A 13,454-nucleotide genomic window follows, 5' to 3' on the forward strand; every position below is an offset into this window, starting at 1 on the left:
ACGCTAAGGGTACGTAAAAATCTTTAGCTGTACTGAAATGGAACCGCTGCCTACGGTCGGTGTCATGACATACGGCATCACCACGGCGGTCCTCGCCGGCTTCGGCACCGGGCTCTCCCTCATCGTGGCCATCGGCGCCCAGAACGCGTTCGTCCTCCGCCAGGGGGCCCGCCGCCACGCGGTGCTCGCGGTGGTCGCCATCTGCGCGGTGTCCGACGCCCTGCTGATCGCCCTCGGCGTCGCCGGGGTCGGCGCCTTCGTCACCGCCTGGCCCGCCGCGCTGACCGTCGTGGGCCTGGCCGGCGGAACGTTCCTCGTCGGGTACGGGGTCCTCGCCGCCCGCCGCGTCGTGCGACCGGTCCCGGGCGCCGCCCTCACCGCCGACGGGGCCGCCCCCGCTCCCGGCTCCGTACGCCGCGCCGTGCTGACCTGCCTGGCCATGACCTGGCTCAACCCGCACGTGTACCTGGACACCGTGCTGCTCGTGGGCTCCCTCGCGGCCGACCGGGGAGACCTGCGCTGGGCATTCGGTGTCGGAGCCGTCGTGGCCAGCCTGATCTGGTTCGCCGCCCTGGGGTACGGCGCCCGGCTGCTCAGCGGGCTGCTGTCCCGGCCCGCGGCCTGGCGGGTGCTGGACGGCCTCGTCGCGGCGACGATGGTCACCATGGGCGGCCTCCTCCTCGCCCGCGCCTGAGCACCGCACGGGGCGTGTCAGCGCCGGTGGGCGGGCCGCGTGCGGGGCATAGTGCTGGCCTGCCCACCCCCCTGAGGAGTTCCGTGACCAGCACGCCCGACCGCCCCTCCAACCACTTCAGCCCCTCTCATACCTCCAGTACCTCCAGTACCTCCAGTACCTCCAACCTCTCCAGTTCCTCCAGTCCTTCCGACCCCTTCGCCCCCTCCTCCGACGCTATGCGCGCGGACCGCGGCGCCCGGACGGCGCCGCTCGTGACCGCGGCCGCCGTCGTGCTGGACGCGCGCGGGCGGGTCCTCGTACCGTCCGCCGCGGACGCGTCGGAAGGGGGGCCGGTGCTGCCGGGCGGTCCCGTCGGGGAGCGCGAGACGCCCGAGGAGGGGCTTGCGCGGCACCTTGCGCGGGAGCTGGGCCTGCGTGCGCCGGTCGGCCGGCTGCTGGCCGTCGACTCCCGGCCCGGCGGTCCGGACGCCCATTCCCTCGTCGTCCACGTCCACCTCGTCGGCCCGCTCGGCGCCGAGGAGGCCGCGGCGCTCCCGGCCGCGGTCGCCGGATCCGTACGGGCCCGGTGGCTGGCGCCGGACGAGGCGTACGGAGTGCTCCCCACCCGGAGCGCGTCCCGGCTGCGCGCCGGATTGGCGGCCCTGTACACCGGGTCGTTCGCCCACCTCGCCGACGGCGTGGCCCAGCCCGGATCCCCGGCCGGCCTGGACCCGGACCGGCGCGCGGCGCTGGAACACTCCGGCTCGCTCGACTCCGCCAGCCACCGGGCCAACCGCCCCAAGGCCCTCACCGCGGCAAGCGTCCTGTTCACCGGCCCGGACGGCGGGGTGCTGCTCGTACGGCCCGCGTACGGCAGGCCCGGCCGGCACCAGCTGCCGGGCGGCGGGATCGACAGCGACGTCGGCGAGACCCCGCGCGCCGCGGCCCGGCGGGAGGTCCGGGAGGAACTCGGTCTGGACCTCGTCCCCGGCCGCCTCCTGGCCGTCAACTGGTCGCACAAGAAGGGCCGTCCGGCCCGCATCCGGTTCCTGTACGACGGCGGCGTCCTCACCGCCCCCGTCCTCGACCGCATCCGGCTGCCCCCCGCCGAACTCCTCGACTGGCGCACAGCCGCCCCGGCGGAGCTGCGCGACCTGGTGGCTCCCTCGCTGCGCCGCCAGATCAAGGCCTGCCTCGCCGCGCGCAAGGCCGGTTCGGGGCCCCTCGAACTGCACGCGGGACGGCCGGCCGGGAACGCGGAGGAGGAGTCCGAGGACCTCTGAAAGGGCGGCGTACGGCCGGGCGGAGCGTGCGGTGGGTCAGGTGGTGACGGTGGCGACGGGTTCGAGGCCGTAGGTGCGGGCGTAGCCGTTCTCGGTGCCGACGAGGAGCTCGACGACCTCGAAGTAGCGGTCCCAGAAGGGGGTTTCGCGCAGCGCGTCGACGAGGAGCTGGTAGGCGTGATGGTCCTCGGCCTCCCACACCCAGACGTCGGTGACGCGCGCGGAGTAGAACTCGGTGTCGTAGAAGCGGGACCGGACACCGCTCGTCCTCGCCTCGATCACGGGCAGGACCCGGGTGGTGAAGGCTTCGACGCGTTCCGGGACGGTCAGGGCGAGCCATTCGGGCGTGGTCTTGACGAGCATGAACGCGGTCACCGGTGGTGCGGTCGTCTCGGCGGGCATGGGGTACCTCCACAGCGGCAGGGGTCGTGGTGCGCGGGGGCGCCGTGCGCTTCCGGCGCCTGGTGACGGGTGACGGGCGGCGGGTGACGGGTGACGGCGTCAGGAGAGGACGGCGGGCTTGAGGGTCTCGGCGCACCACTGGGCGAAGCCGGTGGGGGACGCGGTGTCCGGGGTGCGGGCGACGCCGGCGTCCAGGCCCTGGTCCTTGGCCCGCTTCATGTCGACGATGCCCTGGACGAACGACTCGTTCAGGCCGTGGCCGGCCAGCATGGTGCGCAGCTCCTCGAACGGCAGGCGCGCGTAGCGGACCGGGCGGCCGAGCTGTTCGGTCATGATGCGGGCCAGGTCGTCGGGCGACACGTCCTGCGGTCCGAGGACGGGGACGCTGCCGGTGCCGGTCCACGAGCGGTCCAGCAGCAGTCCGGCGGCGACGGCCGCGATGTCGGCGCAGGCGACGAGGGGGGCCTTGCGGCCGGCGTCGACGACGTCGGTGAAGACGCCCTCGTCGCGGAGGGAGCCGGCCTCCTCCAGCAGGTTCTCGAAGAAGGACGGATTGGCCAGGGCCCGGTAGGCGGCGCCGCTGCCGGCGAGGAGGTCGTCCAGGGCGAGGGAGGCCGTCACCAGGCCGGCCCGGTCGGCGAGCGGGGTGCCGCGGCCGAGCGCGGAGACGCCGACGACATGGCCGACGCCGTGGGCGGCGAGCGCCTTCACGGCAGGGCCGCTGAAGCCGCTGAAGGCCTCCCGCGGGGTCAGGGACGCGTCCGGCGGGACGAGCCAGAACACGGCGTCGGCGCCTTCGAAGGCCCGGTCGACGACCTCGGCGTCCCCATGGGAGCCGGTGATCACCTCGACGCGGCCGCGCGCCTCGGCCGGCAGCCGGGCGGGGTCGCGCACGATCACGCGCAGTTCCTCGCCCGCGGCGGGGCCGGACTCCAGGAGCAGGGAGAGCAGCGGACGGCCGATGTTCCCGGTGGGAGCAGTGATGACGATCATGAATACCTCGCAGGTCGTGCCGGTCGGTACGTCCCTCATCCTGCGGAGGGGCCCGCCGATGCCACAATGGGAATCTCGGCACGCAATACTTGACGGAAACGGAATGACCCTGGTGAAGAGCCCGGATGCGTCCTTCGACGCCAATCTCGCCATCGCGTTGGACGCCCTGCTGGCCGAGCACAGCGTCACCCGGGCCGCCGCCCGGCTGCACACCTCGCCCGCCGCCATGAGCCGTACTCTGGCCCGCCTGCGCCGCACCCTCCAGGACCCGCTGCTGGTCCGGGCCGGGCAGAGCATGGTCCCCACCCCGCGCGCCCTGGCCCTGCGCGAGGAGGCCGCGGCCGTGGTGCGGAGCCTCGGGGCCCTGCTCGGCCCCGGCACCGGCGTCGACCCCGCCGAGCTGCGCGGCACCTTCACCCTCCAGACCGCCGACCTGGTCGGCGCCGCGCTGGCCCCCGGACTGCTGCGCCTGGCCGGGGAGGAGGCGCCGGGGGTCTCGTTCCGGCTGCGGGCCGAGGAGTGGGAGGGCGCTCCCGCCCTGCGCGACGGCCGGATCGACCTGGAGGTCGGGTCCATCGACCACGTGGACCCCGAGACCCGGGTCGAGGAACTCGTCAGCCTCCGCATGGTCGCGGCCGTCCGGCCTGGCCATCCGCTCACCGATGGCCCCGTGACCGCGGCACGGCTCGCCGCCGCACCGCACGTCGCGGTCAGCCGCCTCGGCCGGTTCACCGGGCCGCTCGACACCGCCCTGGCCGAGCTGAACCTCCACCGCCGGGTCGGCATCGTCCTCCCCAGCCACCTCGCCGCCATGACCCTCGCCGCCCGCAGCGACGTCGTCTGCCTGGTGCCCGCCGCGCCGCCCGGCGCCGCACCCTCCCCCCTCACGGGCGACGCCGTCGCCCTCGGACTGCGGCTCCTGGACATCCCGCTGACCCTGCCGCCCGTGACCATCGGCATGGCCTGGCACCCCCGCCATGCGGCGGACCGGGCCCACCACTGGCTCCGCGACGCCGTACGCCGCACCCTGTGCGCACCCGGCAGTCCCACCGCCTGACCCGGCCGGACCCCGGGGCGACGTGCGGGCCCCGTACGTGCGTGTCACGCTGGTCCGAACGCGTGACGCCGACGCGTGAAGGCGTGGTGGCGCGGACGCGACAGGATCCGGCCCGGACACGGCGGCCGCCGAGCGGCGCGCCCCGACCGGGCGGCACACACAGGGGATCGCCGGAGGAACGGGGCGTGCCGTGGTGCGAGACGAGCGTGGGGTCCCGGGTGCCGGCCGCGTCCACCGCTTCCGGCGCCGCGTGGCCGGCGGCCTGTGCGCCCTGCTGCTCGTGACCCTGGCGCCGGGTACGGCCTTCGGCGCGACGCCGTCACCCGCCGACGAGGCCGGACCCGACGGGCTCGACCCGCGGATCACGGAGATCATGGGCAAGCCGGAGTACCGCCATGCCCAGTGGGGCCTGCTCCAGAGCGACCCGGCGACCGGGCGGGTGAGCCACAGCCGCTTCCCCGGGCAGTTCTTCATCCCCGGCTCCACGGCCAAGCTGTTCAGCGTGTCCGGGACGTGGAAGACCCTCGGCGGCGGCCACCGCTTCGAAACGCCGGTCTTCGCGGTGGGAGAGCGCAGCGGGAGCACCCTGGACGGCGACCTCGCGCTGGTCGCGCAGGGCGACCTCACCCTGGGCGGCCGCACCCGCCCCGACGGAACGGTCGCCTTCACGGACCTCGACCACACCTATGCCAACGACTTCCCCGGCGCCACGCTGACCCCGGAGAACCCGCTGGCCGGGATCGACCTGATCGCCCGACAGGTGAGGCGTGCCGGCATCACCCGCGTCGACGGCGACGTGATCGTGGACGACCGGCTCTTCGGGCCCGAGCCGGTCCTGGACCCCACCCCGACCCCGCTGATCGTCAACGACAACCTCATCGACCTGATGACGACGCCGGGCGACCGCGCCGGAGCGCCCGTACGCCTGGACTGGCGGCCGAAGGTCGCCCCGTACCGGGTCACGTCCACCGTGACGACCGTCGCGGCGGGGAAGCCGACCGACATCGAGGTGACGGCGTCGGCCGACGGCACCCGGATCAGCCTGACCGGCACGATCGCGGCGGACTCCGCCCCGCTGCTGCGCGTCTCCCCGATCGCCGACCCGGCGGCCTTCGGGCGGACCGCCCTGATCGAGGCGCTGCAGCGGGCCGGGGTCGAGGTCACGGCGGAGCCGACGGGCCCCAACCCGGTGGCGGGGCTGCCCCGTTCCTACGGGGACGACGACCGCGTGGCCTTGTACACCTCGCCGCCGTACGCCGAGTACGCCGAGCTCATCTTCAAGGTCAGCCACAACCTGGGGGCCAACCTCGGCATCTGCCTGATGGCGGTCGAGGCGGGCAGCACGCAGTGCATGGACGGCTTCCCGGTTCTGGCCGGCTTCCTGGACCGCGCGGGCGTCGACCGCGAGCAGGTGGAGCTCCTGGACGGCCGGGGCGGCAACCCCGTCGACCGGGCCACGCCGCAGGCCGAGGTGCAGCTGCTGACGTACTGGACGCGCACGCCCGAGGCGGAACGCTTCCGCGAGGCACTGCCGATCCTGGGCGTCGACGGCCTGCTGGCCGACAACTGCCGCGCCTGCCCGGCCCGCGGCAAGGTGTTCGCCAAGACCGGCGCCGCCGTCGGACTGGACGCCCTCAACGACCGCCTGGGCGCGGGCGCCATGACCCTCGCCGGCTATCTCGACCGGGGCGACGGAGGCCACGACGCCTTCTACCTCGGCGTCAACGGCGCCTCCACCCCGACCGCCGACACGGCCGGCGTCCTGGCCATCGCCGACGACCTGGCCCGGATCGCCGCCCACCTCCAGGAATCAACGTCCCGGCGAACGACCGGGGACGACTAGGGCGCCGGGGACGGGCGACCATACGGACGGCTCCACCTGGGAGGAGCCGTCCGGGCGGGGTGCCGGGGGTGGTCTGGTCAGGGGGCCATCTCGTACGTGCCGGCCAGGGCCTGCACGCGGTCCCAGACGCGGGCCGAGCGGTCGGCGTCGACGACCGGGCGCCGGACCGCGCCGAGCGCCCACGTCTGCTGGGCCTCGGTGGCGGAGTCCTTGCCGTGGAGCTCGACCGCGTGCGCCGAGAAGTCGCGTACGAGGACGGCGAACAGCTCGTCGAGCACGTCCTCGTCCAGGCCCGTCAGGCGGGCCTGCTCCAGGATCAGCTGGCCGTGGACGACGAGCGCGAAGAGCTGGCCCACGGCCAGGAGCAGGTCGAGGTCGCGGCCCTGCTCCTCGTCGGGGGCGGCGGTCGTGACGAACGCGCACAGGGCGTCGGCCTGCTCGCGGAAGCGGGCGACGTTGGGGAGGGAGGCGTACGCGTCGAAGGCGGGGCGCCAGTCGTGGAAGCGTACGGAGCCGAGGCCGCGGGCCGGCCCCTGGCGGAAGAGGAAGGCGTCGTCGGCCGCGTCCAGGCGGGTCGGCACGGGGGCGTAGTCCGCGGGGTCCAGGAGGTGGTTGCGCATCAACTTGAGGATCAGCGCGAGGTTGACGTGGACCGTGCCCTCCAGCTTCGGCAGTCCGCGGATCTCGACCGCCGCCTGCGCGAAGTAGGTGTCCTTCTCGAAGCCCTTGGCCGCGATGACGTCCCACAGGAGGTCGATGACCTTCTCGCCCTCCGTGGTCACCTTCATCTTCGTCATCGGGTTGAACAGCAGGTAGCGGCGGTCGTCGGGACCGGCGGAGCGGAAGTAGTCGACGGCGCGGTCGCTGAACAGCTTCATCCCGACGAGGCGGACGTACGCGTCGGCCAGCTCGCGGCGCACGTGCGGGAAGGCGGTCACGGGACGGCCGTAGAGGATGCGGCCCTCGGCGTGGGTGACGGCCTCGTACATCGCGTGCTCGCAGATGCCGATCGAGGCGGTGCAGAGGTTGAACTTGCCGACGTTGACGGTGTTGAGCGCGGCGTCGAAGGCGGCGCGGCCGGTGTGCAGGACGTCGTCGGGGCCGACCGGGTAGTCGTCGAGACGGAACTCGCTGACGTACTTGGAGGAGTCGACGACGTTCTGCACGAGCCGGTAGGCCGGGTGGCGGCTGTCGGCGGCGAAGAAGACGTAGCCGTCGGGGCCCTCGACGTCGGTGCGGCGGCCGAAGACGGAGACCAGGCCGGCGGCGTTGCCGTTGCCGATGTAGTACTTGGAGCCGCTGGCGCGGAAGCCGCCGGAGGCGTCGGGCTCCAGCAGCATGTCGGTGGAGTAGATGTCGGCGCCGTGGGTCTTCTCGGACAGGCCGAAGGCGAACACCTCGCCCTGTGCGAGGAGTTCGGCGGCGCGGTCGCGGGCGGCGGCGTTGTCGCTCTGCCAGACCGGGCCGAGGCCGAGGATGGTGACCTGCCACGCGTACCAGTAGTCGAGGCCGTAGAAGCCGAAGATCTCGTTCAGGGCGGCGATCCGAGCCGTGTCCCAGCGCTTGTCCGGCTCGCCCTCGCCGGCGGCGGCCGCCGGGGTCAGGAACGTGGCGAAGAGGCCCTCCTTCGCCGAGAACGCGAGGAAGTCGGCCAGCCAGGCGCGGGAGCGGTAGTCCTCGATCAGCCTGCGCTTGCCGCGGTCCTCGAACCAGTCGACGGTGGCGCGCAGCAGCCTGCGGGTCTCGGGGTCGAAGTGCGCGGGGTCATAGGTGTGCGGGTTGAACAGCAGGGCGTCGGTCATGGGCGTTCGCCTTTCGGGTCGGGGCCGGGAGGGTGCCGAGTGGCGCCGGAAGGGTGGTGCGGGTGCGTGCGGCTCGTGGTGCGGGGGGGGGTGGTTCCGGTGCGGGGGGGGGTGGTTCCGGTGCGCAGGGTCGTGAGGGTGCGTCCGCGCCGGGCGCGGCTCAGCGGGCGGCGAGGCGGTGGAGGGTGTCGAGCACGTCCTGGAGCCAGGCCAGCGTCATCCGCTCGTAGGCGATGCCGCCGCGGAGCACCACGTGCTGGAGCTCCTGCCCGGCGTCGGGTACTGCGGGCGCGTCCGGCCCGGTGAAGTCCCGCAGCTCCCCCGCGAGGTAGTGCGTGAGCCGGTCGGCGTGGGCCCGGTGGTGCCGTTCGACCTCGCGGATCAGCGCCGCCGGGTCGTCGAAGGCCGCGCCGCGGATCTTCACGGCCAGCTCGTGCCGGACGCTGTCGGGCTGGATCGGCTCGTGGAGCCAGGCGGCGAGGGCGGCCCGGCCGGACCCGGTGACGGAGTGCTCCCGCTTGTCCGGCCGCGCCTGCTGCGCCACCTCGCGGACCTCGACCCAGCCGTCGGCCTCCATGCGCTTGAGCACGCGGTAGATCTGCTGGTGGGTGGCGGTCCAGAAGTAGCCGATGGACCGGTCGAACCGGCGGGCCAGCTCGTAGCCGGAGCCCGGCTGCTCCAGCAGGGAGACGAGGATCGCGTGCTCAATCGCCATGCCCCGATCCTTCTATGCAACTCGGTGCATAGACAAGCGTCGCCGCCCCGGTGAGACGCGGCTCACCCGGGACGGGTGCTGTCCGGGGAGGGGAACGCGCGGGGAGGACGGGAGGGAAGGGGGAACCGACGTGGGCAGTTCTCGGGGGGGGTGCGCCGCGGGCGGGCCCCGTCACACAGGGCGATGCCCGCCCGGTTTGACGGGGGATGCAAACCGGGCGGGAGCTCTCAACTCGCGCTGTGGAGCTTACTGTAGGCAGCCGCCACTTGGGTGAGCCAGGCGACTTCCGCGGTGAAATTGTCCGTATCGCGGTCGTTGAAGTCGCCGTCGTCCTTGCTGTCGTGCGGGACGCGGCCGGTCCGTTTGGCGACGAGGGCCCGCTTGATCTGGGCCGCTTCCGTGAACGCCTGCCGCGACTCCCCGCTCGGCTCCCGGCCGCCCGCGCCGCCGATTCCGCCGGCGCCGCCCCCGCCCCCGCCCTCGGCCTCCGCCGTACGGTCGATGTACGGGCGCAGGTCCCGCCAGCCGTCCCGTATCTCGACGATCCGCCGGTGGAGCCGGTAGTCGAGGTCGGAGAACGAGGCGCCCGGCGGCTCCAGGGCGATGTCGGGGCAGGACTCGTACAGGTCCCGCCACAGCGGGTAGAGCGCCCGGTACGAGCGGTACGTGCGGATCCGTCCCAGCAGCCGGGCGGCCGACGGGGCCCAGGACGGCATCGCCAGGCTCAGCGAGAGGGTGACGATGCCCAGCGCGTTGAGGACGGAGGCGACGGTCTCCTTGCGCGTCCCGATCTCGACCCCGGCGGCGATGGTGAGCACGTTGACCGTCCTGACCAGGCCGTACAGGAGCAGGATGGCCACCGCGAGGGACAGGACGCGCAGGGCCCGCCGCAGCGAGGCGTTGGCGGTCATCCGGATGTAGGGGCCGCACTGGCGGAACATCGTGACGCAGGGGACGGCCTGGGAGGCGATGAAGGCCAGGAGGTACGCGAGGAGCAGCGGATCGCCGCTGCCGTCGAAGTCCAGCGGCGCCCGGCGGGGGCCGTCGGCCAGGAAGAACAGGGCCGTCAGGAGCACCTCGAGGGCGATGCCCGTGGCCACCCAGAACCGCGTCTTGCGCACCGCCTCCTCACCGACGGCCGCCCACCTCAGCAGGATGATCTGCGCGCTGATGCAGAAGGCGACCGCCGCGAGGTGCATGAGGAGGATGGCGAGGTTCCCGACGCCGAGGAAGCGCGCGTGCTCCATCGCGACGGCGCCCATCGTGAAGGTGAGGCACTGGAACAGCAGGGTCGTGATGAGGGTGCGGTAGCCGGCCTCCCGCCAGCTGCGCCGTCCCTGGCACAGCCGGTAGGCGAGCGCGGCGTACGACGAGAGTGCCGCGATGACGAAGCAGAGGGTTCTGGTGGTGTTCAACGTCCTGGTTTCCTACGGGTACAGCACAAGCGGCGGAGCGTGCGGCGGAGCGAGCGGTGAACGGTTCGGCGGTTCGGCCGGCGCGCCGGGCGGGGCGGCCGTGACAGAAATGGGCAAGAGATCGAAGGCGGAAACGGGGACGACACAATCATGGAAGCATGACTGATGCCGTTTCCCGACCCTCCGGAATCGACGCGCTCACCGATGTCTTCGACGCCGTGTACCGCGGCGAGAGCCCCTTCGGCACCCGTCCGCCCTGGGACATCGGCGCCCCGCAGCCCGCCCACGTCGCGGTCGAGGCGGCGGGACTCGTCAGCGGGGCGGTGCTCGACCCGGGCTGCGGAACCGGCGAGGACGCGCTCTACCTGGCGGGCAGGGGGTACGCGGTGACCGGACTCGACCTGTCGCCGACGGCGATCTCCCTGGCCCGGCAGAAGGCGGCGGAGCGCGGGCTCGACGCCAGCTTCGAGGTCGCCAACGCCCTGGAGCTCACGGGCTACGAGGGCCGCTTCGACACGGTGATCGACTCCGGTCTGGCCCACACGTTCGACGCCGCCGGACTGCGGGCGTACGCGGCGGCGCTGCACCGCGCCTGCCGCCCGGGGGCGCTCGTGCACGTACTGGCGATCAGCGACCGCGGGGCCGAGGAGACGCAGGCGCTGCTGGCCGCGGCGATCGAGGGCATCCCGGCGCACCGGCCCGAGGGGGACGCCGGGCCGCGCGGCAGCCAGGGGTCCGCCGACCACCTCCGGGACGGCTTCGCCGACGGCTGGGCCGTCGAGTCCGTCACCGACTCCCGGATCGGCGGAGTGCTCCCGACGACGGCGGAACCCCACGAGGCGCACGCCTGGCTCGGCCGGTTCCGCCGCGTCTGACCGGCGTCCACGCACGTCCGAGGCGCGCATCCGGCGCGCGTGAAGGTGAGGGAACGTGAGAGTACGAGCGGGCGCCTGGCTCCGGGCCGCGGCGCCGTCCCTGCGGGCGGCGTCACCCTCCCTGCGGAGCCGGACCGTGCGGCGGACCGGCCTCTCGGCGGGCGGCGCGCCGGCCTCACCGGCCGGCAGGGCGGCCCTGCGGGTCGCCGGCCGGTTCGGCGCGGCCTACGCGGGGATCTACTGCCTGACGACGCCCCAGATCTACCTGGCCCTGCGCGGCGGCGGTCTCGGCCACCTCCAGTCGGCGGCCGACGCCTGGGCGAAGCGGTGGGAGATCCGGCCGGTGCGGGACTGGGTGGCCTCGCACGTGTTCGGCACCGAACTGGGCGAGGGCGGGCGCTTCGACGGCGGCGACGACCGGCACGCCTGGGTCGGACAGTTCTGCTGGCTGGCGGCGGCCGCCGCCGCCACGCCCGTCTGGTCCGCGCTGGACCGGCGTCCGGGTCGGTACGCGACCTCGGACCCGTGGTTCCGGCTGGCGGTGCGGCTGTGCCTCGCGGGGCAGATGTTCCACTACGGCGCGGCCAAGGCCGTCCCGCTGCAGTTCCAGCTGCCGCTGTCCAAGCTCGTCGAGCCGTTCGGCCGGTTCAGCCCGATGAGCGCGCTGTGGGCGCAGTCGGCCTCCTCGGAGACGTACCAGATCCTGCTCGGCTGCGCGGAGATCGCCGGCGGTCTGCTGCTGATCCATCCCGGGACGACCACGGCGGGCGCGCTGCTGTGCGCGGTGGAACTGGCCCAGGTGTTCCTGCTGAACATGACCTTCGACGTGCCCGTGAAGATCCACTCGTTCCATCTGCTCCTGCTGAGCCTGGTCCTGCTGGCGCCGGAGTCGGGGCGCCTGGCCCGGGTCCTCCTCTCGGACGGGGCGGTCCGCCCGTCGCCGCTGCCGGAGCTGTTCCGCTCGCGCGGCGCGAACCGTGCGGCCGCGGCCGTGCAGGTCGCCGCCGGGCTGTGGATGCTGCGTGCGCAGCTGCGCAACGACCGGACGTTCTGGAAGACGTACGGCGGCGGGCGGGAGAAGCCCGAGCTGTACGGCATCTGGGACGTGGACGAGTTCTCGGCCGACGGCCGGGAGCACCCGCCGCTGGTGACCGACACCGAGCGGTGGCGGCGCGTCGTGTTCGAGTCCGCCGATGCGGTGACCGTCCAGCGCATGGACGACTCGCTCGACGGTTACCTCGCGGCCGTCGACGCGGCCGCCGGTTCGGTGACCCTGCTCAAGACGACCGATCCCGGGTGGAACGCGGTCCTGAAGGCGGAGCGGCCCGCGGACGGCTCGCTGGTGCTGGAGGGCGACGTGGACGGCCGGCGGCTGCGGCTGCGCCTGCACCGGGTGGATCCCGGCTCGTTCCCCCTCGTCGGGCACGGCTTCCACTGGGTGCAGGAGAGCTCCTCCCTGCGGTAGCCGGCGGCCGGACCCGTCCCCGCGTGGATCCCGCCGACACCGCCGACACCGCCGACGGAAGGTACCGAAGCATGCCCTCGCACACCGAGACCGAGACCGTCATCGTGGGGGCCGGCCCCGCCGGGCTCACGGCGGCGCTCGCCCTGGCCCGTTACCGCCAGCGGGTGATCGTCGTGGACAGTCACCACGCACCGCGCAACAGCGCGTCGCAGGGCGCCCACGGACACATCGGGATGGACGGCGCCACTCCCGCCGACATGCGGGCGCTCGCCGGGAAGGAACTGTCCCGGTACGCGACCGTGGAGCTCCGGGAGGCGCACGCCGACAGCGTCCGCGTCGCGGACGGCGGCGGGTTCCGGGTCGTCCTCGACGGCGGCGACACCGTCGGCGCGTCGAGCGTCGTGCTCGCCACCGGTGTCGTCGACGTCCACCCGGCGCACGTGGAGGGGTTCTCGGCCTGCTGGGGCCGCACCGTGATCCACTGCCCGTTCTGCCTCGGCGAGGAGAACGCCGGCCGGCGCTGGGGCATCGTCGTCGACAACGCCGACCTCGCCGCGCTCTCGCCGGTGGCGTTCCGGGCGTGGACCGGCGACACCGTCGCCATCTGCCCGGCGTCGATGCCCGGCGCCGACGGCGCGCGTACGGCGGCCCGGGCCAGGGGCGGCGACCTCGTCACGGGCACGATCAGCCGCCTGCACCACCGGCGGGGATCGCTGTACGCCGTCGAGTTCGACGACGGCCGCGTCCTGGAGCGGGACACCCTGGTGTGGACGCCGCGGCAGCGGCAGCAGCCCGTCGTCGCGCGCGCGATCGAGGAGCTGGGGGTGGCGGGGGGCGGCCCCCGCGGGGGCGGGGGGGGGGCGCGCCCCGGGGCCCCCCGCGCCCGCGCGGGAGGCGCGCGCGGGCCCGCCCCCCCCCGGGGGCGCGC

The 13,454-nt window shown here is 74.1% G+C and carries 12 protein-coding genes; 7 read left to right on the top strand and 5 right to left on the bottom strand.

Going from position 1 to position 13,454, the window contains the following annotated elements; translation table 11 throughout:
* The first annotated feature begins 64 nt into the window (after positions 1 to 64).
* Together ACZ6S8_RS25710 and ACZ6S8_RS25715 are read left to right on the top strand one after the other, a co-directional pair.
* On the top strand, positions 65 to 694 hold the full coding sequence (locus ACZ6S8_RS25710; RefSeq protein ID WP_469459505.1) for a LysE/ArgO family amino acid transporter: 630 nt from the start codon (positions 65 to 67) through the stop codon (positions 692 to 694).
* An 83-nt stretch (positions 695 to 777) separates the two neighbouring features.
* On the top strand, positions 778 to 1,959 hold the full coding sequence (locus ACZ6S8_RS25715) for an NUDIX hydrolase (protein ID WP_469459506.1): 1,182 nt from the start codon (positions 778 to 780) through the stop codon (positions 1,957 to 1,959).
* Between the two features lie 36 nt (positions 1,960 to 1,995).
* On the opposite strand, the gene ACZ6S8_RS25720 is transcribed toward ACZ6S8_RS25715, so the two are convergent.
* Together ACZ6S8_RS25720 and ACZ6S8_RS25725 are read right to left on the bottom strand one after the other, a co-directional pair.
* Positions 1,996 to 2,361, bottom strand: coding sequence for a darcynin family protein (locus tag ACZ6S8_RS25720; protein ID WP_469459508.1), 366 nt, complete (start codon positions 2,359 to 2,361; stop codon positions 1,996 to 1,998).
* 99 nt (positions 2,362 to 2,460) lie between these two features.
* A complete protein-coding gene (locus ACZ6S8_RS25725; RefSeq protein ID WP_469459715.1) occupies positions 2,461 to 3,354 on the bottom strand; it encodes an NAD(P)H-binding protein in 894 nt (297 codons plus the stop codon).
* A 103-nt stretch (positions 3,355 to 3,457) separates the two neighbouring features.
* Between ACZ6S8_RS25725 and ACZ6S8_RS25730 the strand changes: the two genes are divergently transcribed.
* Entirely contained in the window at positions 3,458 to 4,411 is a 954-nt protein-coding gene (locus ACZ6S8_RS25730; RefSeq protein ID WP_469459509.1) for a LysR family transcriptional regulator, read from the top strand.
* Positions 4,412 to 4,604: 193 nt separating this feature from the next.
* Positions 4,605 to 6,254: a D-alanyl-D-alanine carboxypeptidase/D-alanyl-D-alanine-endopeptidase gene (locus ACZ6S8_RS25735; protein ID WP_469459511.1), complete on the top strand. Its 1,650-nt coding sequence runs from the start codon at positions 4,605 to 4,607 to the stop codon at positions 6,252 to 6,254.
* Between the two features lie 77 nt (positions 6,255 to 6,331).
* Here ACZ6S8_RS25735 and ACZ6S8_RS25740 read toward each other — a convergent pair whose 3' ends face one another.
* The 3 genes from ACZ6S8_RS25740 to ACZ6S8_RS25750 all read right to left on the bottom strand — a co-directional run bounded on the left by ACZ6S8_RS25740 (position 6,332) and on the right by ACZ6S8_RS25750 (position 10,186).
* The gene (locus ACZ6S8_RS25740; protein WP_469459513.1) at positions 6,332 to 8,056 is read right to left on the bottom strand and encodes an acyl-CoA dehydrogenase family protein; all 1,725 of its coding nucleotides are present in this window, start codon (positions 8,054 to 8,056) and stop codon (positions 6,332 to 6,334) included.
* A gap of 160 nt (positions 8,057 to 8,216) precedes the next feature.
* A complete protein-coding gene (locus ACZ6S8_RS25745) occupies positions 8,217 to 8,771 on the bottom strand; it encodes a PadR family transcriptional regulator (protein ID WP_469459515.1) in 555 nt (184 codons plus the stop codon).
* Between the two features lie 227 nt (positions 8,772 to 8,998).
* Positions 8,999 to 10,186: an MAB_1171c family putative transporter gene (locus ACZ6S8_RS25750; protein ID WP_469459517.1), complete on the bottom strand. Its 1,188-nt coding sequence runs from the start codon at positions 10,184 to 10,186 to the stop codon at positions 8,999 to 9,001.
* A 158-nt stretch (positions 10,187 to 10,344) separates the two neighbouring features.
* Between ACZ6S8_RS25750 and ACZ6S8_RS25755 the strand changes: the two genes are divergently transcribed.
* The 3 genes from ACZ6S8_RS25755 to ACZ6S8_RS25765 form a co-directional block, all read left to right on the top strand.
* Positions 10,345 to 11,061, top strand: coding sequence for a class I SAM-dependent methyltransferase (locus ACZ6S8_RS25755; RefSeq protein WP_469459518.1), 717 nt, complete (start codon positions 10,345 to 10,347; stop codon positions 11,059 to 11,061).
* Between the two features lie 55 nt (positions 11,062 to 11,116).
* On the top strand, positions 11,117 to 12,526 hold the full coding sequence (locus tag ACZ6S8_RS25760) for a hypothetical protein (RefSeq protein ID WP_469459520.1): 1,410 nt from the start codon (positions 11,117 to 11,119) through the stop codon (positions 12,524 to 12,526).
* A 71-nt stretch (positions 12,527 to 12,597) separates the two neighbouring features.
* Positions 12,598 to 13,454 (top strand): FAD-dependent oxidoreductase (locus ACZ6S8_RS25765; protein WP_469459522.1); only part of this gene is annotated, 857 nt, incomplete at its 3' end.

Source organism: Streptomyces sp. NPDC048461, from assembly GCF_055587105.1.

Coding starts and splice junctions, on each gene's coding strand:
- ACZ6S8_RS25710 (WP_469459505.1), top strand. CDS start 65: ATGACATACGGCATCACCACGGCGGTCCTCGCCGGCTTCGGCACCGGG.
- ACZ6S8_RS25720 (WP_469459508.1), bottom strand. CDS start 2,361: ATGCCCGCCGAGACGACCGCACCACCGGTGACCGCGTTCATGCTCGTC.
- ACZ6S8_RS25725 (WP_469459715.1), bottom strand. CDS start 3,354: ATGATCGTCATCACTGCTCCCACCGGGAACATCGGCCGTCCGCTGCTC.
- ACZ6S8_RS25730 (WP_469459509.1), top strand. CDS start 3,458: ATGACCCTGGTGAAGAGCCCGGATGCGTCCTTCGACGCCAATCTCGCC.
- ACZ6S8_RS25740 (WP_469459513.1), bottom strand. CDS start 8,056: ATGACCGACGCCCTGCTGTTCAACCCGCACACCTATGACCCCGCGCAC.
- ACZ6S8_RS25745 (WP_469459515.1), bottom strand. CDS start 8,771: ATGGCGATTGAGCACGCGATCCTCGTCTCCCTGCTGGAGCAGCCGGGC.
- ACZ6S8_RS25755 (WP_469459518.1), top strand. CDS start 10,345: ATGACTGATGCCGTTTCCCGACCCTCCGGAATCGACGCGCTCACCGAT.